General features: G+C 65.8%; 25 protein-coding genes. 14 read left to right on the forward strand and 11 right to left on the reverse strand.

The features are described 5' to 3' along the window. The gene (locus tag AC6I6S_RS00755; protein ID WP_497947806.1) at positions 1–723 is read right to left on the reverse strand and encodes an EthD domain-containing protein; all 723 of its coding nucleotides are present in this window, start codon (positions 721–723) and stop codon (positions 1–3) included. A 136-nt stretch (positions 724–859) separates the two neighbouring features. Between AC6I6S_RS00755 and AC6I6S_RS00760 the strand changes: the two genes are divergently transcribed. From AC6I6S_RS00760 to AC6I6S_RS00770, 3 genes are all read left to right on the forward strand, one after another. Further along, entirely contained in the window at positions 860–2,128 is a 1,269-nt protein-coding gene (locus tag AC6I6S_RS00760) for a M24 family metallopeptidase (RefSeq protein ID WP_497947807.1), read from the forward strand. 111 nt (positions 2,129–2,239) lie between these two features. Further along, positions 2,240–2,950: a DUF2270 domain-containing protein gene (locus AC6I6S_RS00765; RefSeq protein WP_497947808.1), complete on the forward strand. Its 711-nt coding sequence runs from the start codon at positions 2,240–2,242 to the stop codon at positions 2,948–2,950. An 88-nt stretch (positions 2,951–3,038) separates the two neighbouring features. Then, positions 3,039–3,212, forward strand: coding sequence for a hypothetical protein (locus AC6I6S_RS00770; RefSeq protein WP_497947809.1), 174 nt, complete (start codon positions 3,039–3,041; stop codon positions 3,210–3,212). 36 nt (positions 3,213–3,248) lie between these two features. Here AC6I6S_RS00770 and AC6I6S_RS00775 read toward each other — a convergent pair whose 3' ends face one another. Further along, positions 3,249–3,863 (reverse strand): class I SAM-dependent methyltransferase, encoded by a 615-nt coding sequence (locus AC6I6S_RS00775; protein WP_497947810.1) that lies wholly within the window; start codon positions 3,861–3,863, stop codon positions 3,249–3,251. Between the two features lie 274 nt (positions 3,864–4,137). Here AC6I6S_RS00775 and AC6I6S_RS00780 point away from each other — a divergent pair, with 274 nt between their 5' ends. From AC6I6S_RS00780 to AC6I6S_RS00790, 3 genes are read left to right on the forward strand one after another with little or no spacing between them, the layout of a single operon-like run. Next, positions 4,138–5,142, forward strand: a complete 1,005-nt coding sequence (locus tag AC6I6S_RS00780) for an LLM class flavin-dependent oxidoreductase (RefSeq protein WP_497947811.1) — start codon at positions 4,138–4,140, stop codon at positions 5,140–5,142. Further along, positions 5,142–5,696 carry a class I SAM-dependent methyltransferase gene (locus AC6I6S_RS00785; RefSeq protein WP_497947812.1) on the forward strand — a complete coding sequence of 185 codons (555 nt, stop codon included), beginning with the start codon at positions 5,142–5,144 and terminating at the stop codon, positions 5,694–5,696. The genes AC6I6S_RS00780 and AC6I6S_RS00785 overlap by 1 nt, the downstream gene beginning before the upstream one ends. Before the next feature lie 39 nt (positions 5,697–5,735). Further along, positions 5,736–5,879, forward strand: a complete 144-nt coding sequence (locus tag AC6I6S_RS00790; protein ID WP_497947813.1) for a rubrerythrin-like domain-containing protein — start codon at positions 5,736–5,738, stop codon at positions 5,877–5,879. Positions 5,880–5,903: 24 nt separating this feature from the next. On the opposite strand, the gene AC6I6S_RS00795 is transcribed toward AC6I6S_RS00790, so the two are convergent. Beyond that, positions 5,904–6,374 (reverse strand): DUF7992 family protein, encoded by a 471-nt coding sequence (locus AC6I6S_RS00795; RefSeq protein WP_497947814.1) that lies wholly within the window; start codon positions 6,372–6,374, stop codon positions 5,904–5,906. 82 nt (positions 6,375–6,456) lie between these two features. On the opposite strand from AC6I6S_RS00795, the gene AC6I6S_RS00800 reads away from it, so the two are divergent. Together AC6I6S_RS00800 and AC6I6S_RS00805 are read left to right on the forward strand one after the other, a co-directional pair. Then, positions 6,457–7,245: an HAD-IIA family hydrolase gene (locus AC6I6S_RS00800; RefSeq protein ID WP_497947815.1), complete on the forward strand. Its 789-nt coding sequence runs from the start codon at positions 6,457–6,459 to the stop codon at positions 7,243–7,245. A 66-nt stretch (positions 7,246–7,311) separates the two neighbouring features. After that, positions 7,312–8,364 carry a S66 family peptidase gene (locus tag AC6I6S_RS00805; protein WP_497947816.1) on the forward strand — a complete coding sequence of 351 codons (1,053 nt, stop codon included), beginning with the start codon at positions 7,312–7,314 and terminating at the stop codon, positions 8,362–8,364. Positions 8,365–8,688: 324 nt separating this feature from the next. On the opposite strand, the gene AC6I6S_RS00810 is transcribed toward AC6I6S_RS00805, so the two are convergent. Together AC6I6S_RS00810 and AC6I6S_RS00815 are read right to left on the reverse strand one after the other, a co-directional pair. Further along, on the reverse strand, positions 8,689–9,015 hold the full coding sequence (locus AC6I6S_RS00810; RefSeq protein ID WP_497947817.1) for a cupin domain-containing protein: 327 nt from the start codon (positions 9,013–9,015) through the stop codon (positions 8,689–8,691). Positions 9,016–9,123: 108 nt separating this feature from the next. Continuing rightward, on the reverse strand, positions 9,124–9,570 hold the full coding sequence (locus AC6I6S_RS00815) for an acyl-CoA thioesterase (protein ID WP_497947818.1): 447 nt from the start codon (positions 9,568–9,570) through the stop codon (positions 9,124–9,126). A 135-nt stretch (positions 9,571–9,705) separates the two neighbouring features. Here AC6I6S_RS00815 and AC6I6S_RS00820 point away from each other — a divergent pair, with 135 nt between their 5' ends. Beyond that, positions 9,706–11,478: a TraB/GumN family protein gene (locus AC6I6S_RS00820; protein WP_497947819.1), complete on the forward strand. Its 1,773-nt coding sequence runs from the start codon at positions 9,706–9,708 to the stop codon at positions 11,476–11,478. Next, on the forward strand, positions 11,475–12,128 hold the full coding sequence (locus AC6I6S_RS00825; RefSeq protein ID WP_497947820.1) for a zinc metalloprotease: 654 nt from the start codon (positions 11,475–11,477) through the stop codon (positions 12,126–12,128). Before AC6I6S_RS00820 ends, AC6I6S_RS00825 begins: the two co-directional genes overlap by 4 nt. A 39-nt stretch (positions 12,129–12,167) precedes the next feature. Here the strand turns inward: AC6I6S_RS00825 and AC6I6S_RS00830 are convergent, their stop codons facing one another. Continuing rightward, positions 12,168–12,317 (reverse strand): hypothetical protein, encoded by a 150-nt coding sequence (locus tag AC6I6S_RS00830; RefSeq protein ID WP_497947821.1) that lies wholly within the window; start codon positions 12,315–12,317, stop codon positions 12,168–12,170. A 138-nt stretch (positions 12,318–12,455) separates the two neighbouring features. Between AC6I6S_RS00830 and purM the strand changes: the two genes are divergently transcribed. Continuing rightward, positions 12,456–13,436: a phosphoribosylformylglycinamidine cyclo-ligase gene (gene purM / locus AC6I6S_RS00835; RefSeq protein ID WP_497947822.1), complete on the forward strand. Its 981-nt coding sequence runs from the start codon at positions 12,456–12,458 to the stop codon at positions 13,434–13,436. A 149-nt stretch (positions 13,437–13,585) separates the two neighbouring features. Here the strand turns inward: purM and AC6I6S_RS00840 are convergent, their stop codons facing one another. Both AC6I6S_RS00840 and AC6I6S_RS00845 read right to left on the reverse strand, forming a co-directional pair. Beyond that, positions 13,586–13,780 carry a cold-shock protein gene (locus tag AC6I6S_RS00840; RefSeq protein WP_263019051.1) on the reverse strand — a complete coding sequence of 65 codons (195 nt, stop codon included), beginning with the start codon at positions 13,778–13,780 and terminating at the stop codon, positions 13,586–13,588. Between the two features lie 117 nt (positions 13,781–13,897). Continuing rightward, positions 13,898–14,395, reverse strand: coding sequence for a macro domain-containing protein (locus AC6I6S_RS00845; protein ID WP_497947823.1), 498 nt, complete (start codon positions 14,393–14,395; stop codon positions 13,898–13,900). Between the two features lie 153 nt (positions 14,396–14,548). Here AC6I6S_RS00845 and AC6I6S_RS00850 point away from each other — a divergent pair, with 153 nt between their 5' ends. Beyond that, positions 14,549–14,764 (forward strand): hypothetical protein, encoded by a 216-nt coding sequence (locus AC6I6S_RS00850; protein ID WP_497947824.1) that lies wholly within the window; start codon positions 14,549–14,551, stop codon positions 14,762–14,764. Between the two features lie 58 nt (positions 14,765–14,822). On the opposite strand, the gene AC6I6S_RS00855 is transcribed toward AC6I6S_RS00850, so the two are convergent. Then, a complete protein-coding gene (locus AC6I6S_RS00855) occupies positions 14,823–16,292 on the reverse strand; it encodes an aldehyde dehydrogenase family protein (RefSeq protein ID WP_497947825.1) in 1,470 nt (489 codons plus the stop codon). A 208-nt stretch (positions 16,293–16,500) separates the two neighbouring features. On the opposite strand from AC6I6S_RS00855, the gene dpsA reads away from it, so the two are divergent. Then, on the forward strand, positions 16,501–17,046 hold the full coding sequence (gene dpsA / locus AC6I6S_RS00860; protein WP_497947826.1) for a DNA starvation/stationary phase protection protein DpsA: 546 nt from the start codon (positions 16,501–16,503) through the stop codon (positions 17,044–17,046). A gap of 57 nt (positions 17,047–17,103) precedes the next feature. On the opposite strand, the gene AC6I6S_RS00865 is transcribed toward dpsA, so the two are convergent. Then, complete coding sequence (locus tag AC6I6S_RS00865) at positions 17,104–17,271, reverse strand: hypothetical protein (RefSeq protein WP_497947827.1); 168 nt, start codon at positions 17,269–17,271, stop codon at positions 17,104–17,106. Positions 17,272–17,385: 114 nt separating this feature from the next. On the opposite strand from AC6I6S_RS00865, the gene AC6I6S_RS00870 reads away from it, so the two are divergent. After that, positions 17,386–19,491, forward strand: a complete 2,106-nt coding sequence (locus AC6I6S_RS00870; protein WP_497947828.1) for a S9 family peptidase — start codon at positions 17,386–17,388, stop codon at positions 19,489–19,491. 34 nt (positions 19,492–19,525) lie between these two features. Here AC6I6S_RS00870 and katG read toward each other — a convergent pair whose 3' ends face one another. Beyond that, positions 19,526–21,703 (reverse strand): catalase/peroxidase HPI, encoded by a 2,178-nt coding sequence (gene katG, locus AC6I6S_RS00875; protein ID WP_497947829.1) that lies wholly within the window; start codon positions 21,701–21,703, stop codon positions 19,526–19,528. Positions 21,704–21,926: the final 223 nt, after the last annotated feature.

Raw genomic sequence — 21,926 nt, forward strand, 5'->3', positions numbered from 1 at the left:
CTACTCCCCGGTGCGGTCGACCTGCAGGGTTTCCTCGCCGATGAACCGCGGGCGCTCGTCGATCGCGAGGAAGTTATCGACGTCCTCGCGGGCCTCCTTGGCTTTCCCGCGGTCGGGATCGTAGTCCCGCGACCCCTCGCTCCCGAGGGCGTCGTACAGCGCCTCGAGGTCCTCGAAGTAGAGTTCGGCGACGCCGTCGAACTCGCTGTTCTCGGGATCGGTGGGGAGGACGGTGGCGTAGCGCACCACGCCCTCGATCTCGCGGGCGATCGGGGTGTGATTGTTCTGCCAGTGATCGATGAACTCCTCGTGGCTCATTCCCTCCTGGCGGACGAGGAACGCCGAGTGCTTGTACAGCCCCGTCGTGTCGCCGTCGGTTTCGTCCTTCTGGACGATCTCCTCCCCGATCAGCCGCGGGCGCTCCTCGACCGCGAGGAAGTTGTCGACGTCCTCGCGGGCTTTCGCGGCGACCTCCTTCGTCGGATCGTAGTCCCGCGAGCCGGGGCTTCCCAGCGCGTCGTGGAGGTCCTCGAGGCTTTCGAAGTAGAGCTCCGCGAGGCCGTCGAATTCGGCGTGTTCCGGCTCGGTGGGAATCACCGTCTGGTAACGAACCACGCCCTCGATATCGCGGGCGATCGGGGTGTGATTGTTCTGCCAGTAGTCGACAAACTCCTCGTGGCTCATTCCGTCCTGGCGGACGAGACAGGCGACGTGCTTGTACATGCGTGCTGAGCAATGCCGTGTCCCACTAAAAAAGGTGAGGAACCGCCGTCGGCTGGCAGTTCGCCGCGTCGGTCGGCGGTCGTCGCCCCGGCGCGTGTCGGTGGTTTTCATAAGGAACGTTCGTGAAGGGGGAAGTATGTACGAGCGAAGCTTCATGGAGGGAACGCGGGGCACCCAGGCGGTCGATTGGGAGGAGCGCATCGACGTCAGGCGCCTGCGCGAGGAGCGCAAGGAGCGCGTCCTCGAGCGCCTGCAGGAGACAGATCTGGGCTCAATGCTGCTCGTCTCGGACCCCAACATCCGGTACGTTACCGGGCTGGCGATGACCGGCGGGAGCGGGGCGGACCACTACACGCTGCTCACGGAGGAAGGCGATGTCGTCCACTGGGACACCGCCGATCACGCGAGCAACCAGCGGTTCAACTGCCCGTGGTTGCAGGACATCCGCTACGCCTGCCCCGGCCTCGGCAACGTGCCGCGCGCGTCCGGGCGCGATTCCGCCCGCCAGTTCCTGAAGGGGAAGATGGCCGAGACGGTCGTCACGGCGCTCGAGGAGTACGGCGTCGCGGACGAGAAGATGGGCATCGATGTCGGCAACGCGGGCCTGGTCGGCGCGTTCGAAGAGCGCGGTATCGAGGTCGATTCCGAAACCGTGCACGCGGTGATGGAGGACGCCCGGAAGATCAAGACGCGCGACGAGATCGAGTGTCTCCGACAGGTCGCGGCGATCTGCGAGGCCGGCTTCCAGCGGATCAAAAACGCCGCCGAACCCGGCATGCGTGAGTCGGAGGTCTGGGGGCAGGCGGTCGACGAACTCTGGAGCCAGGGTGCGTTCGTCGGCGGCGGCTACCTCACCTCCGGGCCGAACACGTGGCCGAAACACCAGGCGAACACCACCGACCGGGCGATCCGTCCGAACGATCTCGTCTACGCCGACATGTACAACATCGGCTACCTGGGCTACCGCTCGTGTTACTACCGCACGTTCTCGATGGGCGAACCCACGGAGGCCCAGAAAGACGCCTACGAGATCGCTCGGGACAATCTCTACGACGTGCTCGAGAAGATCAAGCCGGGGGCGACGACTGACGAGATTGCAGAGGCCTTCCCCGATATGGAGGGCGAACACGCCGACTTCTACGACGCCGACGAACACTGGCAGATGACGACCAACCACTGGGCGCACGGGCTGGGCCTGCAGCTCTACGAGGTGCCGCTGATCTGGCGCGGTCTCTCGCCCGATCACCCGATCGAGATCGAGGAGGGGATGACGATGGCCGTCGAGACCCAGGAGCCCGCCGAGCGCCAGGGCGTCCGCGTCGAGGAGATGGTCGTCGTCCGCGAGAACGGCGTCGAGATCCTGAGCCAGTGGCCGGTCGAGGAGATCACGCGAATCGATTACTGAGGCGTGAACGGCCAATAGCGGGAACAGTCTCGTTGAGACGTCGCCGGTTTTCCGCCGACCCTGCCAGTGCCACCACCAGAGCGAACGCCTCGAGGGTCGTGTTCTCCCGACATGGACGACTCCAACACAGACGGTTTCGACCCGGAAACGGCGGAACAGCGCGACGTCGGACGCGAACTGATCGACGGCCCGAACGGGTTCGGCACGGCAGCCGGTCACCTCTACCGCGGCGAGATGGATCGGACCGTCTCCTGGCGCGAGCGCCTCGATCAAACGACGAACTGGGCGGTGACGATTATGGCGGCGATTCTCACATTCGCGTTCGCGAGCGAGCAGAACCCGCACTACATCCTCCTCATCGGCGTCCTGCTGGTGTGGGTATTCCTCGGCATCGAGACGCGCCGGTACCTCGGTTACGACGTCTGGCGGTCGCGGGTTCGGGTCTTACAGGAGAACCTGTTCTCGATGGTGCTCGACCCGTCCCAGGGCGTCGAACGGGAGGACTGGCGACGGAAGCTGAGTGAGGACTACCGGCACCCGACGACGAAGATGTCGCTGATGGTCGCGCTCGCGCACCGACTTCGGCACGTCTACTTCCCGCTAATGGCTATCCTGCTCGTCGCGTGGGCGGTTCGCATCACTGCCTTCGACCGCGACCAGTCGCCGATCGAGTCGGCCGCGATCGGCGCGATCCCCGGCGAGATCGTGATCGGAACCGTCGCTGTAGCGGTTCTCGGAACCCTCGCGGTGACGTTCTGGCCGCGGTTCCGCGACGCCCGCTCGGGTGGGGAGTTCGAGGGAGTGGACGCCGAGTGGAAGTAGTGAACCGACTCGCAAACCCGTCGACGGATCGCGGAGCGAACCGACAGGTACGTCACGGACCGTCACGAAGCTGACCAACGAGTCGCGAATGGATACGACACGGCTTCGCCCCCTCTACCTGTTCGGAATCGTCCTCAACGTGGTCGCCCTGGCGTACGCGCTGTGGACCGGCGCGTTCCTGTACGCCACCGCGTTCGTATTCGTAATCGTCTACCTGGCGTTTCGCTACCGGATGATTTCGGGAGAACCGGGACGCGAGTAACCGTCCCGGAAGCGCGGTGTTCGAAAAGCGAGCCGATCACTCGCGCTCGAGTCGATACCAGTGTTCGTTTGGCTTCATCAGGAACTCGACGGGCTTCGGCGCCGTGAAGTTCGTGCGACCGAGATCGGTCACGGTCCAACCGGGGAAGTCCGCCTCGAGTTCCTCGCGAGTCGCTCCCCGCGGTAGTGGCCCCCGCCGCCCGGGTTCCCAGGCGAGCAGGAGGATCGTCGCGTCGGACCCGGCGACCGCGTCCACCTCCCGAGCCATCGCCTCGCGCTGCTCGCGGGTCAACCCGTGGTAGGTTCCCGTGTCAAGGACGAGACGGTATCCGGGATCGATGCCCGCCCCGCGGAGGTTCGTCACGTCGCCGTAAACGAGATCCACCTCGACGCCCGCCTCGTCGATCCGGTCTCGAGCGCGATCCAGCGCCTTCTCGACGATGTCGATACCCGTGACCTGCCAACCCCGTTTCGCCAGTTCGGTCCCCCAGATCCCGCTGCCGGTGCCGACGTCGAGCGCTCGTCCGTAGGGTGGTTCTCGACCCGCCTCCTCCTCGTCGAACAGCCGGCTGATCGATTCGACGAACGCCGGGGTTTCGATCGCGCTCTCCCACGGATGGAATCCCACCGCGTACGCCAGCCGGTAGTTCATCGCCGCCACCTCCGCCGGTAGCCGGTTCCGGTGCGACGGATCGCCCGGAGGCGGCCCGGCGAGTCAGTCCGCCGTGTTCGTGTCCGTGCCATCGTTCCCTCCGATGTAGCGCCGGGTGCTACGTATCACGTCTCCCGCACGATCTCACAGCGAGCGCCAGTTGTCACTACGGCGCGAATCAAGATACTTGTTACCACTCGACAAACGGTGCGCGCGACTCGAGATGGCCCGGATGTGGAAACGACTTTGCCCCCGTCGCGGCAATAGTTGCGCCATGCAACTCGGCACTGGGCTGTTCACGTGTCAGCGACGGCCGACCGACGACCGGTCGATGACCGAGATCTACGACGAGATGCTCACACTGGGGCGAGCAATCGAAGACGCCGGCCTCGACAGCGCCTGGGTGTCGGAACACCACTTCGCCGAGGACGGTTACCTCTCGGGGACGATGCCCGCACTCGGTGCGCTGGCCGCCGAAACCGACGAGATCGAACTCGGAACCTGTATCGCCCTGGCCCCGCTGTACGACGGGGTGCGGCTGGCCGAGGACGCCGCGACCGTGGATCTCGTTTCGGGCGGGCGGCTCACCCTGGGACTCGCCATCGGCTCGAACCCCCGCGAGTTCGACGCCTTCGGCGTGCCGCGCGACGAGCGCGTCGACCGCCTCGCCGATCAGGTCGATCTGGTGCGAGCCGCGTGGTCTGACGGCCCGCTCGAGTACGACGCCCAGTTCCACGACGTTTCACCCGACGCCTCCGTGACGCCGAAACCCGACTCCGAGATCCCGATCATGCTCGGCGGTGCCGCGAAACCGGCCGTCCGTCGGGCCGCTCGCACGGCCGACGCGTGGTGCGCACCGTCGTCGCTGTCCGTGGGCGGACTGAAAAAACGCGTCGACGACATTCGGACCGTCCGAGAGGAGGAGGGTATCGACGGCGAGTTCCAGATCTACGTGCTCCAGCACGGCTTCGTCGCCGACTCCCGCGAGGAGGCCTGGGAGGCGATGAAGGACGGCTACCTCTACATTCAGCGCCGGTACGCCGAGATTTTCTCCGGCGAGGAGGTGCCGGAGCTCTCCGCGGAGCGCAAACAGGAACTCAAGGAGCAGGCCATCTTCGGCACCCCCGAGCAGGTGATCGAGGGACTCGAACCCTACCGGGAAGCCCTCGGCGACGATATCCACTTCATTTTCCGCACCTACCACCCCGGGATCGGCACCGACGCGATGACGGAGTGTATCGAGCGCCTCGGGGACGAGGTCGCCCCGGAGGTGCGGTGATGGGCTTTCACACCTACCCGATCGACCGCGCGGACGCGCTCGAGGACCCCTCCAGATACCGGTACTGCTCGCGCGAGGAACTCCTCGGGATGCTGGCCCTCGAGTCCGACGCGGTCGTGGCGGACCTGGGATCGGGAACCGGCTTCTACGCCGACGACGTCGCCCCGTTTGCGGGAACGCTGTACGCGGTCGACGTTCAAGAGGCGATGCACGAGAAGTACCGCGAGAAGGGCCTCCCCGAGAACGTCGAACCCGTGACTGCCGGCATCGAGTCGCTGCCGTTCCCCGACGACGGCCTCGACGCCGCCTACTCGACGATGACTCACCACGAGTACGCCAGCGAGGCGGCGTTCGCGGAACTCGCACGCGTGATCCGCTCCGGCGGTCGGCTCGTCACCGTCGACTGGTCGGCCGACGGCACCGGCGAGGACGGCCCGCCCACCGACGAACGGTTCGGTCTCGAGGCGGCTACCGCCGACCTCGAGGCGGCCGGATTCGAGATCCTCGAGGCCAGGAACCGTCCCGAGACCCTCACCATCGTCGCCAAACGATAGCGACGAGAGCTTTATAATTGCTGCGTGCTAACAACCCCCATGAATCGGTTCGACCCGTACGTTCCGGTGGGTTCGTACTACGAGTGCCTGCAGTGTGGATTCCGAGCGACGGCAGCGCGCACGCCGGGATCGTGTCCCCGCTGTGACGGTCCGGTGAAGAACCTGGGTCACGCCCAGGAATGACTCGGGATTGGGAGCAGGCGCCGTTTAGCTGAAATCGGGGAGGTCCTCCGGCGGCTCGTACTCGGCCTCCCAGTCGATGTATTCTTCCTTCAAAACGACCGAAACGATCTGGCCGAACTCGGTGAGTTCGGCGTTGATCGCGGAGACCGTTCCCCACGAGTCGAGTTCGGGATGATACTCGCGCTCGCGCCAGTCCTCGGAAATGCCGGGAGCGTGGTAGCCCACCCGGTCGGCGAAGTCGTCCCAGAAGAAGTCGAAGTCGGCGAAGAGACCGAGGTCGCGGGCGATGGCGTACTCCTCGTCGGTGAGATCGGTGTCGTCGGCCCACTCGAGGAACGCCTCCTCCCACGCGCCGTCCTCGAGGAACCCCTGTAACTCCTCGCGGCGGTAGTCGACGTCCGTCTCGTTGCCGGTCCCGATCGTGGCGTCCTCGTACTCGTTGGGATCGACGAACGACAGTTCCGGCGGTGCGGGCGGGTCGACATCGAGTGACATGGGCCGACGTAGGCGGGGTTTGCGGATAAGAATTCCTCCCCGACCCGAACGCTCAACCGCCCGGCGCTCCTTCTCTCCGCTAATGACCGATACCCGCTACCAGGCGGCGATTCTCGACGTCGACGGCACGATCGTTCGTGGCGATGCGTTGCTTCCCGGCGCGACCGACGGCCTTCGGTCGCTCGAGGAGGCGGACGTCTCGCGACTGCTCTTCTCGAACAATCCCACCCGCGGGGCGGCCCACTACGGCGAGAAACTGGCGGCTCACGGGATCGACGTCGAACCGCGAGACGTGCTCACGTCGGCGACCGTGACGGCGACCTACCTCGCCGAGAACCATGCCGACGAGCGGGTCTACCTCGTCGGCGAGGATCGGCTCCGACGGATCCTCGAGGAGGCCGGCCTCTCCGTTACGACCGAGCCGACGGCCGCGGAGGTGGTCGTCGGCTCGATCGACCGCGACCTCGAGTTCGGCACGCTCACCGAGGCGCTCGCGGCTCTCGAACGCGACGCCCCCTTCTACGGCACCGACCCCGACGTGACGATTCCGACCGACGGGGGCTCGATCCCCGGTTCGGGAGCGATCCTCGCCGCGATGGAGGCGGTCGGCGGTCGGCAGGTCGACGCGATCCTCGGCAAACCCTCCCCGGTGGCTGCCGAGGCGGCGCTCGGCCGACTCGAAACCCCGCCTCGGGAGACGCTCGTCGTCGGCGACCGCCTCGACACCGACATCAGACTCGGCGCGGACGCGGGGATGGACACCGCCGTCGTGCTGACCGGCGTGACGACGCGGGCTGCCGTCGAGGACAGCGACATTACACCAGATTACGTCCTCGAGTCGCTGGGCGACGTGGGCGACCTCCTCGCGTAGCAGCGGGTGTGGTAACACGCCACTGGCCACCGCCAGCTACTTTTTATCGCCGCGAGAGCCCCGACCATGCAGGAGTTCGTCACCCCGCCGCCGCTCGAGCGCGGCGACCGCATCGCCGTGATCGCGCCCGCCTCGAACTCCGCGGTCGAGTGCCCGCACGTCTACGAACTCGGCCTCGAGCGCCTGCGGGACGCGTTCGACCTCGAGCCGGTCGAGTATCCCACCGTCGGCCGGGACGCCGACTACCTCTACGGCCACCCCGAGGAGCGGGCGGCCGACGTGATGGACGCCTTCGCGGATCCCGAGATCCGGGGCGTGATCGCCGTCATCGGGGGCAACGACCAGATCCGGATACTGGACCACCTCGAGCCCGACGCCCTCCGGGAGAACCCGACGCGGTTCTACGGCTACAGCGACAACACGAACCTCACACTCTACCTCTGGAAGCTCGGTATCGTCTCCTTCTACGGTCCGTGCGTTCTGACGGAACTCGCGATGGACGGCGCGATGTTCGACCACACTGTCGAGTACACGGAACGGGCGTTCTTCGCCGACTCATTCGGCGAGCTTCGACCCGCCGAGCGGTTCACGGACGAGCCGGGCGACTGGGCGGACCCCGACTCGCTCGAGGAGCCACGAACGACGGAACAAAACCCCGGCTGGTCGTGGTCCGGCGGCGCCGACTCCGGCGCGGGACGGGTCTGGGGCGGCTGCCTGGAAATCCTCGACCAGCAGTTCCTCGCAGGTCGGTATCTGCCCGACGAAAACGACCTCGAGGGTGCCGTCCTTGCCCTCGAGACGAGCGAGGAGGTCCCCGACCCCGAGTGGGTCGCCGGCGTCCTCAGAGCGCTCGGCGAGCGGGGGCTGCTCGAGCGGTTTTCGGGGGTGCTCGTGGGTCGGCCGGCCGCGCGCTCGCACCGCGAGGATCGCGAACCGGAGTGGCGCGACCGGTATCGAAACCGCCAGCGCGAGGTAATTTCGAGCGTCTTCGCGGAGTATAACCCGGACGCGCCGGTCGTCCAGAACGTCGACTTCGGTCACACCTGGCCCACGACGCCGATTCCGATCGGCGGGCGGGTCGAACTCGACCCGCGGGCGGAACGGATCCGGTTCGACTAACGTGACGGTTCCGGTCGTCCGCGTTCGCCCCCTCGAACCGTGGCGGCCGCTCGTCCGACTGCACTCACGTTTCTCACCTCGTACGGAGTAGTGGCGAGTCCGTCCTGCTCGTCGGCGTATTGCGTTTCAACTCGCTAGCACGACTATCTCGCTGGATAACCGAACCCGAACGTTCGTCACTGCTCGGCTCACCCCCCGCCGGCCGCAGCGGTAGTCTCCGATCCCGCACTCGAGTCTGCGGAACGGAACCGACTCGCCGAATGCGAGAGGAAGACGGTTTCGCGAGTGTCCGAAACCGACGGACTGCTCCGGCCCTGACGCGGCTCACAGAAACTCTTCCCGTGGCGGGGAGAACACGTCGATAACGGTGCCGGACTCGAGGACCTCGTAGCTGTGTTCGACGGTTCCGGGAATCGAGTAGCTGTCACCGGCTTCGATGGTTTCGTCGCGGTCGCCGAACCGAAGTCGGTAGCGACCCGAGACGACGTAGCCGCTCTGCTCGCTCTCGTGACTGTGGGCCGGCACGTCGTTTCCCTCCTCGAAGTGCATCTTCGTTACCATCGACTCCTCCCCGACCGCGAGCACGTCGAAGCTCACGCCCTGGAACTCGCCCTGACTCGCGTCCTCCGCTCTGACTATGGACCCCGTCATGCGATCGAATTCAACGATCGTCTACAGCATATGCGTTTCTGATGGTGTTCGACCGCTTCTTCTCGATAGAAATGAATATTCCCACACGACTTCGGCGGAGCCGGTTTCCTACCGACCGTCGTCCTCGTTCGCCAGCGCCTCCTCGCGGAGCCGGCGCCCCTCTTCGGTGCTCACCGTCAGCTCTGGCACCGTCGTCGGCTGGCGATCCTCGTCGATAGCGACGAAGACGAAGTAGGACTCGGTCGTCTTCTCGCGCTCGCGGGTCCGCAGGTCCTCGCGGTAGGTTCGCAGGCGGACCTTGACGCTCGAGCGCCCCGCCTCGTAGACGTAGGATTCGATGAAGGCGGTGTCGCCGACGGGGATCGGCCGTTCGAAGTTCATCTGGTCGACGCGGGCGGTGACGCAGGTTTCTCCGGAAAAGCGCATCGCCGACATCGCACCGATCTCGTCCATCCACTTCATGACGTTGCCCCCGTGGGCGGTCTCGAGCATGTTCGCGTGGTTGGGCTGGACCATCTCGCGGTTCTCGATGAACGTCTCCATCAGGTCGGTCATCGCCGGAGATTACGAGAGGGCGGCAATCAGTCTTCTCACACACCGCTGGACGGGGAGTCGTGAACGGTGTCGGCGAATCCGACACCCCCTCTATGCTTCGATACTGGTAAAAGCCGGGAACGTGTTGAGCCGATAATGAGTGATGCAGGTGACGCGAGCGTTCCGGAGCCGCCCGATCCGCCGGAGCGCGAGCGCGGTTCAGTCACCGTTCTCGGCACGGCACACGTCTCCCAGGCGAGCGTCGAGGAGGTCAACGAAACTATCGAGGCAGAACGCCCGGACGTCGTCGCCGTCGAACTCGACGAGGGACGCTATCGGCAGATGCAAGGCGGCGCGCCGGAGGACATCGAGGCTCGAGACCTCCTGAGCGGGAATACGGTGTTCCAGTTCCTGGCGTACTGGATGCTCTCGTACGTTCAGTCGCGGCTGGGCGAGAAGTTCGACATCGAACCCGGCGCGGACATGAAAGCGGCGATCGAAACCGCCCAGGCCAACGGTCACGGGGTCGCCCTGGTCGACCGGGACATCCAGGTGACGATGCAACGCTTCTGGGCGCGCCTCTCGTTCTCCGAGAAGCTGAAGATGGTCGGCGGACTCGCCCTCGGCGTGACCGATCCACGGACGATTTCCGTCGGATTCGGCGCCGCAGCCGGCCTGTTCGTCGGCCTCGTTTTCGCAGCCTTCCTCGCACCGCTGCTGGGCCTCGGCGAACTGCTCACGTTCGGGATCACTGACCCGGCGACGCTCCAGTACGTCGGCGCAGTCGGCTACGGTGCCGTCGGCGGGCTGTTTATCGGACTGCTCTTTTTGCCCTCCTTCGAGACGCCAGAGAAGTACTCCGGCGGACTCGTTAACGGGTTTACGCTACGGGTTGCCTTCGGCGCCCTCCTGGGGATCGGGGGCGCTCTCGCTCTCGTCGCGACGGAAACCTTCCTCGGACCGCTGTCGGTGGCGACCTTCGAGAACGCCGGCGCGCTCTCGATTCGCGGGCTGGTCGGCGTACTCGCTGGGGTCGGAATCGGGGCGACGCTCGGCTTCCTGTTCGGCTCCATCGTCGACGCGGTCACCGAGGACGTCGACGACTTAGACGAGATCGATATCGAGGAGATGACCGACGGCGACGTCGTCGCCGCCATGATGGAGGAGTTCCGGCGGTTCAGTCCCCGGGGGGCCAACGCCCTGATCGACGAACGGGACGCCTACATCGCCCACAAGGTCCACACGCTGCGCGAACAGGGGTACAACGTCCTCGCGGTCGTCGGCGCCGGTCACAAAGCCGGCATCGACGCCTACCTCGAGAACCCAGAGACGCTGCCGCCGCTCGAGTCGATCACCGGGACCGACTCCGGCCGGCGGTTCTCGCCGCTGAAGATCTTCGGCTACCTCGTCATGGTCGGCTTCATCGGCTTCTTCTTCCTGCTGATCATGGCCGGGGTGCAGAACACCTTCCTGTTACAGCTGTTCGCCGCCTGGTTCCTGTTCAACGGGATCTTCGCGTTCACCCTCGCCCGGCTGGCGGGCGCTCGCTGGACCAGCGCGGGCGTCGGCGGCGCCGTCGCCTGGCTCACCAGCATCAACCCGCTGCTCGCGCCGGGCTGGTTCGCCGGCTACGTCGAACTCAAACACCGGCCGGTCAACGTCGGCGACATCCAGTCGCTGAACGAGATCATCGGCGATACCGAACGACCTCTCGGTGACGCGCTCGAGGAGATGTTCAACGTCCCGCTCTTTCGACTCATTATGATCGTCGCGCTGACGAACGTCGGCAGCATGATCGCGACGCTGCTGTTCCCGCTCGTGGTCCTGCCGTGGCTGGCGACCGACATCGGCGGCGTCGACGCCCTGATGGGCGAACTGATCCGGGGCGCACAGATGAGCCTGGAGCAGCTCCTCGAGTTGATCCGATGAGCTACCGAACGCAGTCCCAGCAGGGGTCGCCCCTCGAGTTCAGCAACCGCGAACTGTTCGATCTCGCCGTCGCCTGGATCGCGCTGAGCGTCGCCTTTGCGCTGTTTCTCGATCCGCCGGCCGGGGGGCAGTTCGACCTCGAAGGATTTCTCGTCCTGACGGGGCTGAGTTTCGTCACCGTGGGGATCGCCTTCCTGTTGCACGAACTCGCCCACAAGGTGGTCGCGATCCGCTTTGGGCAGGTCGCGGAGTTCCGCGCCGACTACGGGATGCTGTTTCTGGCGATCATGAGCGCGCTCGTCGGTTTCCTCTTCGCCGCCCCCGGCGCGGTCTACCACCGCGGCCGGATCACCTACCGGGAGAACGGCCTGATCGCGCTGGCGGGGCCGCTGACCAACCACGCGCTCGCGCTGCTGTTCCTCCCGATCATGTTCGCCCCATCGGTGCTGGGGGTCGACGTCGCGCTGGTCGAGCAGATCGGCCACATGGGCGTGCTGATAAACCTCTTCCTGGCCGCGTTCAACATGATCCCGTTCGGGCCGCTCGACGGCAAATCCGTCTGGCAGTGGCACAAGGGCGTCTTCGTCCTCGTCTTCGTGCCGAGCGTGGCCGTCCTCGCCGGTTTCGTGGTGCTGTTCGGTCTCTGGTGAACCGCGCGGCGTATCGCGAACCGAGCGACCGACGGCCGTTCACGACTCCTCGTTTCGTCGCCCGGCATCGTCTTCGAGGTCGTAGTACTCGCGCCGGAAGAACGATCGCAGGGCGGCTTTCGTCCCGGAGTAGACGGCCAGCCAGAGAACGCAAAACAGCAGGACTGCACCGATTAGGAACTCGATCATGTCCCGAACGTGATCTGACCGTCGCAAAATTCTGTCGGTCCGAGCGGCCATCCGTTTGGACGACCCCCGGCCGACCTCGAGTCCGACTGCCCGCGGCGGACCGGTGTTCTTTTGCCGGCCCCACGAGGTCGTTCAGGCATGACCGACGGAGACGACGAGGAACTCACCTACGCCGGAACCGGCGTCGACATCGAGGCCAGCGAGGACGCCACGGCCGCGCTGCTCGAGGCGTTCGGCTCCGATCTCACCACGGAGTACGCCGGCTTACTCGACATCGGGGATCGCTACCTCGCGCTGGCGACCGACGGGGTTGGCACGAAACTGATGGTCGCGGAGGCGCTCGCGGACTTCTCGACCATCGGTATCGACTGCATCGCGATGAACGCGAACGACCTCGTCGCCGCCGGCGTCGAACCGGTCGCGTTCGTTGACTACCTCGCGATCGACGAGCCCGACGACCGGCTCACGAACGAAATCGGCCAGGGGCTCGCGGTGGGCCTCGAGCGGGCCGACCTCACCCTCCTCGGGGGTGAGACGGCCGTGATGCCCGAAGTCATCAACGGCTTCGACCTCGCGGGGACCTGCGCCGGGCTGGCGGGGAAGGACGAAGTGCTCGAGGGCGAGGCCCAGGCCGGCGATGCACTTGTCGGGTTCGCCTCGAACGGGATTCACTCGAACGGGCTCACGCTGGCCCGCGAGGCGGTGACTCGAGACCACGAGTACACCGACGAGTTCCCGCTCGACCCCGAGGTGACGATCGGCGAGGAGCTGCTGCGGCCGACCCGGATTTACACGGGGCTGCTGGAGTCGATGCGCGAGTACGACGTGCACGCGGCCGCCCACGTCACCGGTGGCGGCTGGACGAACCTCTCGCGGATGGGTGAGCGACGCTACGTGATCGACGACCCGCTCCCCGCGCAGCCGATCTTCGAGTTTGTCCAGGAGGAGGGGTCGGTCTCGGACGAGGAGATGTACCGGACGTTCAACATGGGAACCGGGTTCGTCCTCGCACTGCCGGAGGCGGACGCCGAGTCGCTCGTCGCAGAGACCGACGGCCGCGTCATCGGCCGCGTCGAGAAGGGCGACTCCGTGGAGATTCACGACCTGTCCCTGTCCTGAACGGGATCGGGTTCAGGAACGCGATCGGAACCGGAGGCAGCTACCGCTCGATACGAACGTACTCGATCGAGTGCGGTACTGACTGGGCGTCTGAGTCTCGTAAAATGTGACGTCATCCACGGTCGCCGCCAGGCGACGGTGAAATCGGATTAGTTGCGGACGACGTTCGTCGCGCGGGGACCCTTGGGGGCCTGTTCGATATCGAATTCGATCTCTGTGCCTTCTTCGAGGTCCGGACCGCCAACGTCCTCCATGTGGAAGAATACGTCATCGTCCGCGTCGTCCGTCGAAATGAAACCGTAGCCGCCTGTGTCGTTGAAGAAATCAACTTTACCGTTTGCCATTACGAACAAATGTAGAGGGAGTGCAGGGATAACGCTTGCGAGGGTCGTGGTACCACGACCACGGTCGTCACGACGCGATTCTCGAGTCTCCCATCACCGCTCTCGAGCCACCCACGTTCACTCGAGCGCCGCCCGCCGCACCGCCTCGTACTCCTCGTCGCTGTAGGCGACGAAGCGAACGTCCGAGAGCGACGACGGTTCGTACTCTTCGACCGTCTCGCCGATGATCGCCGCACCCTCCTCGAGGTCGAACCCAGCGACGCCGCAGCCGAGCGCCGGCAGGACGAGCGACTCGCAACCACGTTCGTCGGCCGCCTCGAGGGCGTTCCGGGTCGCGTCACGGATGCTCTCGGCGGTGGCGTGCCCGTCGCCGTCGTGGGGCATCGCCGCGGCGTGGATCACGTACTCTGCCTCGAGGTCGTAGGCGTCGGTGACGGCCGCGTCGCCGAGGTCGACCGGCCCCATCGCCGTCGCCTCCTCGTTGAGTTCGTCGCCGGCGGCGCGCCTGAGCGCGCCCGCGACGCCCGATCCCATTCGCAGGCTCGTTCCGGCGGCATTGACCAGCGCGTCGGCCTCCTGGGCTGCGATGTCTCCGTGGATCACGTCGAACTCCATACCCCCGGTACCACGGCTTCGGTACTGAATGCTGGGTCGAATCCCACCCGAACGATCGGAGACGGCGTCGACCCCGCCACTCACCCGCGAAACGGAACGAACGTGGCCCATGCAGGTGTGTCGTTTACCGAGACTCGAGCCGAACGTTCGGCAATGGATATCCCGACCGATCGGCTACTGATAATGATCGTCGCGGCGACCGGCTTCTCCGTGCTGCTCGGGGGTTGGGCCGCCGCGCTCGTCCGCGCCGAGGCGACGGGAATCGAGGAAACCGCCATCCGAGTCGGTCTGGGGGCGCTCTTCTTGATCGCGATGATCGGTGCCTGGTATCTTTTCGCTGAAGTCGATGAAGAGCAAAGCGAAGCCTGATCGCTCTCGGTGTGCGGAGGGCGACAGAAACCGGTAGAGCGTGAGAATCGGGCCGCAGTTAGAGGATGATGCTCTTCTTGCGCATCATCTCGTGGATCGAGGCGTCGAGGCCCTCGCGGCCGATACCCGAATCCTTGTTGCCGCCGAAGGGGACGTCGCCGAGGCCGTGGGATGGCGCGCCGTTGATGCGGACCGCGCCGGCGTCGACGCGGTCGGCGACCTCCATCGCGCGGTTGTAGTCGGTGGTGAACACCGCGGCGTCGAGCGCGAGATCCGAGCCGTTCGCGATTCGAATCGCCTCCTCGCGGTCCTCGAAGGTCGTGACGACGGCGACGGGGCCGAACTGCTCCTCGTCGACGATTCGAGCGTCGTGGGGGACGTTCGCGAGCAACGTCGGCTCGAAGAACTGGCTGGCGAGTTCCTCGGGCACGCCCTCGGGGGCGTGGCGCTCGCCACCCCGAACGAGGTCCGCGCCCTTCTCGACGGCGTCCTCGACGAGTTCTTCGACCCAGTCGGCCTGGTCTTCGCTGATGAGCGGGCCGAAGGCGGTCTCCTCGTCGAAGAGGTCGCCGGCCTGCCAGGTTCGCATCTCGTCGTCGATCCGGTCGACCAGCTCGTCGTGTACGGACTCGTGGGCGAGCACGCGCGAGATCGCCGAGCAGCGCTGGCCGGCGTACTTGAGCGAGCCCTTGGTACACGCGCCGGCGACCTCCTCGAGGTTCGCGTCGTCGAAGACGATCGCGGGGGCGTTGCCGCCCAGTTCCATGTGCAGGTTGACCATGCCGCTCTCGCGGGCGACGTGCTTGCCGGCGCCCGAGGAGCCGGTCATCGCGATGGCGTTGACGCGGTCGTCGCTCGAGAGCACGTCACCGATCTCACTCGCGCTGCCGGGGACGAAGTTGAACGCGCCGTCCGGGATGCCGTCGACGTCGGCGATGACGTCGGCGAGGATCGCCGCCGAGATCGGCGTGTTGCTCGCGGGCTTGAGCAGCACGCTGTTGCCCGCGGCGAGCGCGGGAGCGACCTGGAGCGCGGTCGTCGCCAGCGGGTAGTTGTACGGCGTGATGCAGACCACCGCACCGATCGGCTCGTGTTTGACGATGGCGTTCCACCCCTCGTGGCCCTCGGTCGAGCCCTCGCGGAACTCGCCCTTGCTGACGATGTTGCGGGCCTCCTCGGCCGCCCGATCGAAGCGCTCGGCCGCGGAGCCGACCTCGCCGCGGGCCGAGGAGATCGGTTTGCCAGCCTCGCGGACGATGATCTCCGCTAGTTCTTCCTCGCGCTCGCGAAGCCCCTCGGCGATCTCTTCACACCACTTCGCGCGCTCGACGACGGTCGTCTGGCGCAGTTCGGGCTTGATCTCGTGGGCGGCCGCGAGCGCCGTCCGGGCGTGCTCTGGACCCGCTGCCGCGACGGCCGCGAAGATACCGCCATCGGCGAGATCCGTCACCGACAGGCTGTTTTCGGTCTCGAGCCACTCGCCGTCGATGTAAATCCGTTCTCTCCGCTGTGCGATGCTGGTTGACATACACGGGGCTACGGGCGCCTCACTGAAAATATTTACTCAAGGGTGAAAAAACAGGGTGGCGAGATCAACTGTTCTCCGAACTGACGACTCGAGTAGTGGCTCTGCTGTCCGGCGAAACGACATCTATGAAAATAATCTTTGCGAAAAGAGAACAAAAATTCTGTGCCGGGAAACATTTAAGAGGAACGGCGGTGTAGCGACTAGCGAGATGAGTACTCAGAAAACCGTCCGTCAGCAGGCAGACACCGTCGAGGAGAACCGGCTCCGACTCGATCGAGAGAAGGCCGAACAGATCGTCGACGCGCTGAACTCCGAACTCGCGAACGCCTACGTACTCTACCACCAGCTGAAAAAGCACCACTGGGTGGTCGAGGGAGCGGAGTTCCGCGACCTGCACCTCTTCTTTGAGGAAGCGTACGAACACATCGAAGAAGGCGCTGACGTCATCGCAGAGCGCGCTCAGGCGCTCGGCGGCGTCCCCGTCTCCGGGCCGTCGAACCTGGAAGAGCGCGCAACGGTCGAGTTCGAGGGTGAGGACGTCTACGACATCCGGACCATGATGGACAACGACCTCGAGATGTACGGCGACATCATCGAGTCGATGCGCGACAGCATCGAACTCGCGAACAACCTCGGCGACTACGCGACCGCCGAAATCCTGCGCGAGAACCTCGTGATCATCGAGGAGGACGCCCACCACATCGAACACTACCTCGAGGACGAAACGCTCGTGCTCGAAGAAGCGACGCACTGAGCAAGGAAGGCGGCAGTATTCGGGCGGTATTTTTCGTACGCGAAGACCAGAGCCGGCTCAGGGCTCGAGGTCGACCGTGACGTCGGTCGCGATCCAGCCGTCGGTATTATTCCGTTCGGTGAACACGACCTTGCCGGGGCTCGTCTCGTGGCTGGTCACGAGCGAGTCCGTCCGCTCGCGATCGTCGACCGACTGTTCGTTCTCTTTCCTGGCGGGAACGTCCATCGAATGATCTTAGGCGGGCCTAAAACTAAAAAGATGTTGGTTCCGCGCACCCCCCCGGCGACCTGTTTCACCGGGGTCCGGACGCTCAAGGTGGCTCGCTCCCCGAGTTGCGGTATGGACTCTGCTCTCGAGAACGGAGCGATCCCGACCGAAGCGTACGCCGAGTACGCGACAATCACCGAGGTAACGCTCTCGCCGAACGGCGAACTCGCCGCGTTCGTCGCGCAGGAGTTCGACCTGGCGGAAGACGAAACGCACCGCTCGGTGTTCGTCGTTCCAACTGGCGGAACCGACGACCCACACCGGCTCACCCGCGCCAGCGGGGCGCACTCGCCGCGGTTCAGCCCCGACGGCTCGAGACTGGGGGTGCTCGCTACTCGAGAGGAGGATCTCGGGCTCACGCTCTCCGGAACCAGAGACGGGGAACCCGAGACGAACGGCGAATCCGACTCGAGCGACGACGGCGACCCCGACGACTCCGATTCGAGCGACGAACCGAAAACGCAACTGTGGACGTTCGCCCTCGAGTACGGCGGCGACGCCCGGCAGGTGACGACCTTCGAGGAGGGGGTCGACGACTTCGACTGGGCGCCCGACGGCGAGCGGGTCGTCGTCGCTGCCCGCGACCCGACCGACGACCAGCGAGCGTACCTCGAGCAGCGAGAGGAGGGCGGCCCGATCGAAACCGAGCGCCTCCAGCACAAGTACGACGGGAGCGGCTGGCTCGATACCGTCCGTACCTACCTGTTCGTCGTCGACTGTGAGAGCCGCGAGACCCGCAAACTCGAGGACGCTCACGACGGCGGCGGCCTGGTCGCCCACCGGGGCGGCCTCCAGCCGCGGTGGTCTCCAGACGGCGGGCGGATCGCGTTCTGCTCGAACCGGACCGACGAACCCGACGACACCTACGTGACGGATCTGTACGCAATCTCGCCGGACGGGACCGGTCTCGAGCGGGTGACCGATTCGACGCTTTCGGCCTCGAGTCCGGTCTGGTCGCCGGACGGCGACCGCCTCTCGTTCGTCGGCAGCGACCCGGACAACTGGTACAATCCCCCGGAAGCGTACGTTTCCGACCTCGAGACGTACTGGTCGGTGACGGGCGACCTCGACCGGACGATCGCCCGCAGCGGCGCCCCCCGGTGGCTGAACGGCGAGACGCTGGTGATCCCGGTCGGCGACGAGGGGTGGACGCGTCTCGTTTGCGCCGCAGCCGACGGCGGTGCCGAGCGAGTTTTCGACGCACAGGGCCGGGACCGGGCGCTCGCCGGACTCGATCACGCCGCCGGAACGCTCGCCGTCGTCCTCGATCGGTCGGACGAGGGGATCGACCTCTTCGCCCTGAAAGCCGACGACCTCGAGTCCGACGAGCCGGCGCTCACCCGCCTCACCGCGCTCAACGAGACCGAACTCGAGCGCTGGGAAACGCCGACCTGCCGGCGACTGCGCTACGAGAGTGACGACGGCACGGGGATCGAGGCGATGCTTCACGCGCCGGCCTCGTTCGACCCTCACGAGCCGGATCCGCGGCCGGTGATCCTCTCGATCCACGGGGGGCCGATGGCGTACGACGAACCCGGCTTCGAGTTCTCCACCGCGTACTGGACGAGTCGCGGCTACCTCGTCCTCGAGCCGAACTACCGCGGCAGCACCTCGTACGGCCGAGCGTTCTGCGAGACGCTGGACGGCGTCTGGAACGGTGGGGAGGTCGCGGACGTCCTCGCAGGTGTCGACGAACTCGTCGACCGGGGGTGGGCCGATCCCGACAGACTGTTCTGCACCGGCTTCTCTCAGGGCGGGATCCTCACCGGCTACGCCGTCACCCGGAGCGACCGCTTCGCCGCCGCAGCCGCCGAACACGGCGTCTACGACATGTACTCGGCGTTCGGCACCGACGACTGTCACGTCTGGTGGGAAAACGACTTCGGACTCCCGTGGGAGAACCCCGAGGTTTACGACGAAATCTCGAGCATCGACGACGCTGCGGCGATCGACACCCCTTTGCTGCTCACCGCCGGCGGCGAGGACTGGCGCTGTGCGCCCTCCCAGGCCGAACAGCTCTACGTGAGCGTCAGAAAGCGCGGCGTGCCCGCTCGCCTGGTCGTTTACCCCGACGAACACCACGCGATCGCCAACCCCGAGCGTGCGATCCACCGGCTCGAGGAACTCACCGGCTGGTTCGAGCGGTTCGATCCGGCGGCCGAGACGGACTCGGAGTAGGGAGAACGAGCAGAACAGAAAAGACGATTCGAGATTACTCGAGATCGAAGCGATCGAGACTCATCACTTTGTCCCACGTATCGACGAAGTCACGCACGAACTTCTCCTCGGCGTCGTCGGAGGCGTAGACGTCGGCGATGGCGCGAAGCCGGGCGTTCGACCCGAAGACGAGGTCGAAGCGGGTCGCTCGCCACTCGACGTCGCCCGTCTCGCGGTCGCGTACCTCGTAGATCGCCTGGGCGTCCTCTGGTGCCTCCCATCCCATGATATCCTGGGACTCCTCTGAACTCTCCCACTCGTAGTCCATATCGAGCAGGTTGACGAAGAAGTCGTTGGTCAGCGTTCCCGGCCGATCGGTGAAGACGCCGAGATCCGAGTCGTTGTAGTTCGCGTCGAGTGCGCGCATGCCGCCGACCAGCACCGTCATCTCGGGGGCCGTCAGATCGAGGAGGTCGGCCTTGTCGACCAGCAACTCCTCGGCCGGCTCCTCGTGGCCGTTTCCGAGGTAGTTCCGGAACCCGTCGACCTCAGGCTCGAGCACCTCGAAGGAGTCGACGTCTGTCTGTTCCTGCGAGGCCTCGGTCCGACCCGGTTCGAACGGAACCTCAACGTCGTAGCCGGCGTCGGCCGCCGCCTGCTCGACGGCCGCGTTGCCGCCCAGCACGATCAGGTCGGCGAGTGAGACGCGCACGTCGTCGGACCGCGAGCCGTTGAACTCCTCTTGAATTCTCTCGAGCGTCGAGAGAACGCTCGCTAGCTCGTCGGGCTCGTTGACTTCCCAGCTCTTCTGGGGCTCGAGGCGGATGCGGGCACCGTTTGCGCCGCCGCGCTTGTCGCTGTCGCGGTAGGTCGACGCTGCCGCCCAGGCAGTTTTGACCAGCTGAGAAACGGAGAGCTCCGAGTCGAGCAGCTCCGCTTTGAGGTCGGCGGTCTCCTCCTCGCCGATCAGGTCGTGGTCGACGTTGGGGAGTGGATCCTGCCAGAGCATCTCCTCGTCGGGAACCTCCGGGCCGAGCAGTCGGGACGGCGGACCCATGTCGCGGTGAATGAGCTTGTACCACGCCTTCGCGAAGGCGTCCTGGAACTCCCGGGGGTCCTCCCGGAATCGCTCGATGATCTCGCGGTACTCCGGATCCCGTTTCAGGGCGACGTCCGTCGTCAGCATCATCACGTCCTCCTTCTCGGAGGAGTCCTCGGTGCCCGGTGCGACGCCGTCGAGGGCGCCGTCTTTCGCGGTCCACTGCACCGCACCGCCGGGACCCGTCTCGGGCTCCCACTCGTGGTCGAGCAGATTGTCGAGGTAGCTCGTGTCCCACATCGTCGGCGTGGCGCTCCACGGGCCTTCGATCCCGCTGGTGATCGTGTCGGCCCCTTTGCCGGAGCCGTGGCTGCTCTCCCAGCCGAAGCCCTGTTGCTCGATCGGTGCCGCCTCGGGCTCTGGACCGACGTGGTCGTCGGGATTGGCGGCGCCGTGGACCTTCCCGAAGGTGTGGCCGCCAGCGATGAGCGCGGCGGTCTCCTCGTCGTTCATCGCCATCTCGCCGAACGACTCGCGGATTCGTTCCGCGGACCACTCCGGATCGGGGTTCCCGTCCGGTCCCTCCGGGTTCACGTAGATGAGCCCCATCACGGTTGCGGCAAGTCCGCCCTCGAGTGCGTCCTCCTCGTCGAAGCGCTCGGAGGCTTCCCACTCGTCTTCGGGACCCCAGTCGACGGCTTCGTCGGGTTCGTAGGCGTCCTCGCGTCCGCCGGCGAAGCCGAACGTCTCGAATCCCATCGACTCGAGGGCGACGTTTCCGGACAGGACGAGCAGGTCGGCCCACGAGAGGCTGCGGCCGTACTTCTGTTTGACCGGCCAGAGCAGTCGGCGCGCCTTGTCCAGGTTCGCGTTGTCCGGCCAGCTGTTGAGGGGCGCAAAGCGCTGGGTGCCACCCGCGGCACCGCCGCGGCCGTCGCTGGTACGGTAGGTACCGGCGCTGTGCCACGCCATTCGAATCATCAACGGCCCGTAGTGACCGTAATCGGCCGGCCACCACTCCTGGGACGTCGTCAATACGTCCTCGATGTCCGCCTTCACCTCCTCGAGGTCGAGCTTCTGGAACTCCTCGGCGTAGTCGAACTCCTCGCCCATCGGATCGGCCTGGCGGGCGTTCTGGTCGAGAATCTGTAAGTTCAACTGATTCGGCCACCACTCCTGGTTGGACCTGGTCATCGTCGGATCGTTACTGCTTTCGCATATTAAGAGTACCTACTTCGCTAAGGAACTATTCTCCTCTGGCAAAACAATCTTTTCTATTTGCGAAAACTTCGCGCAATAGATCCCCGCCGTATACGCGGCACGAACGCTGGCGTCCATCGCGTACGAGGAACTCGTGGCTCCGTTCTGATCGTGTTCTCACGGAGTGGTGTCCCTTCGATGATCGGAAGGGCGAAGA

The sequence above is a fragment of the Natrononativus sp. DTA114 genome (assembly GCF_059736515.1).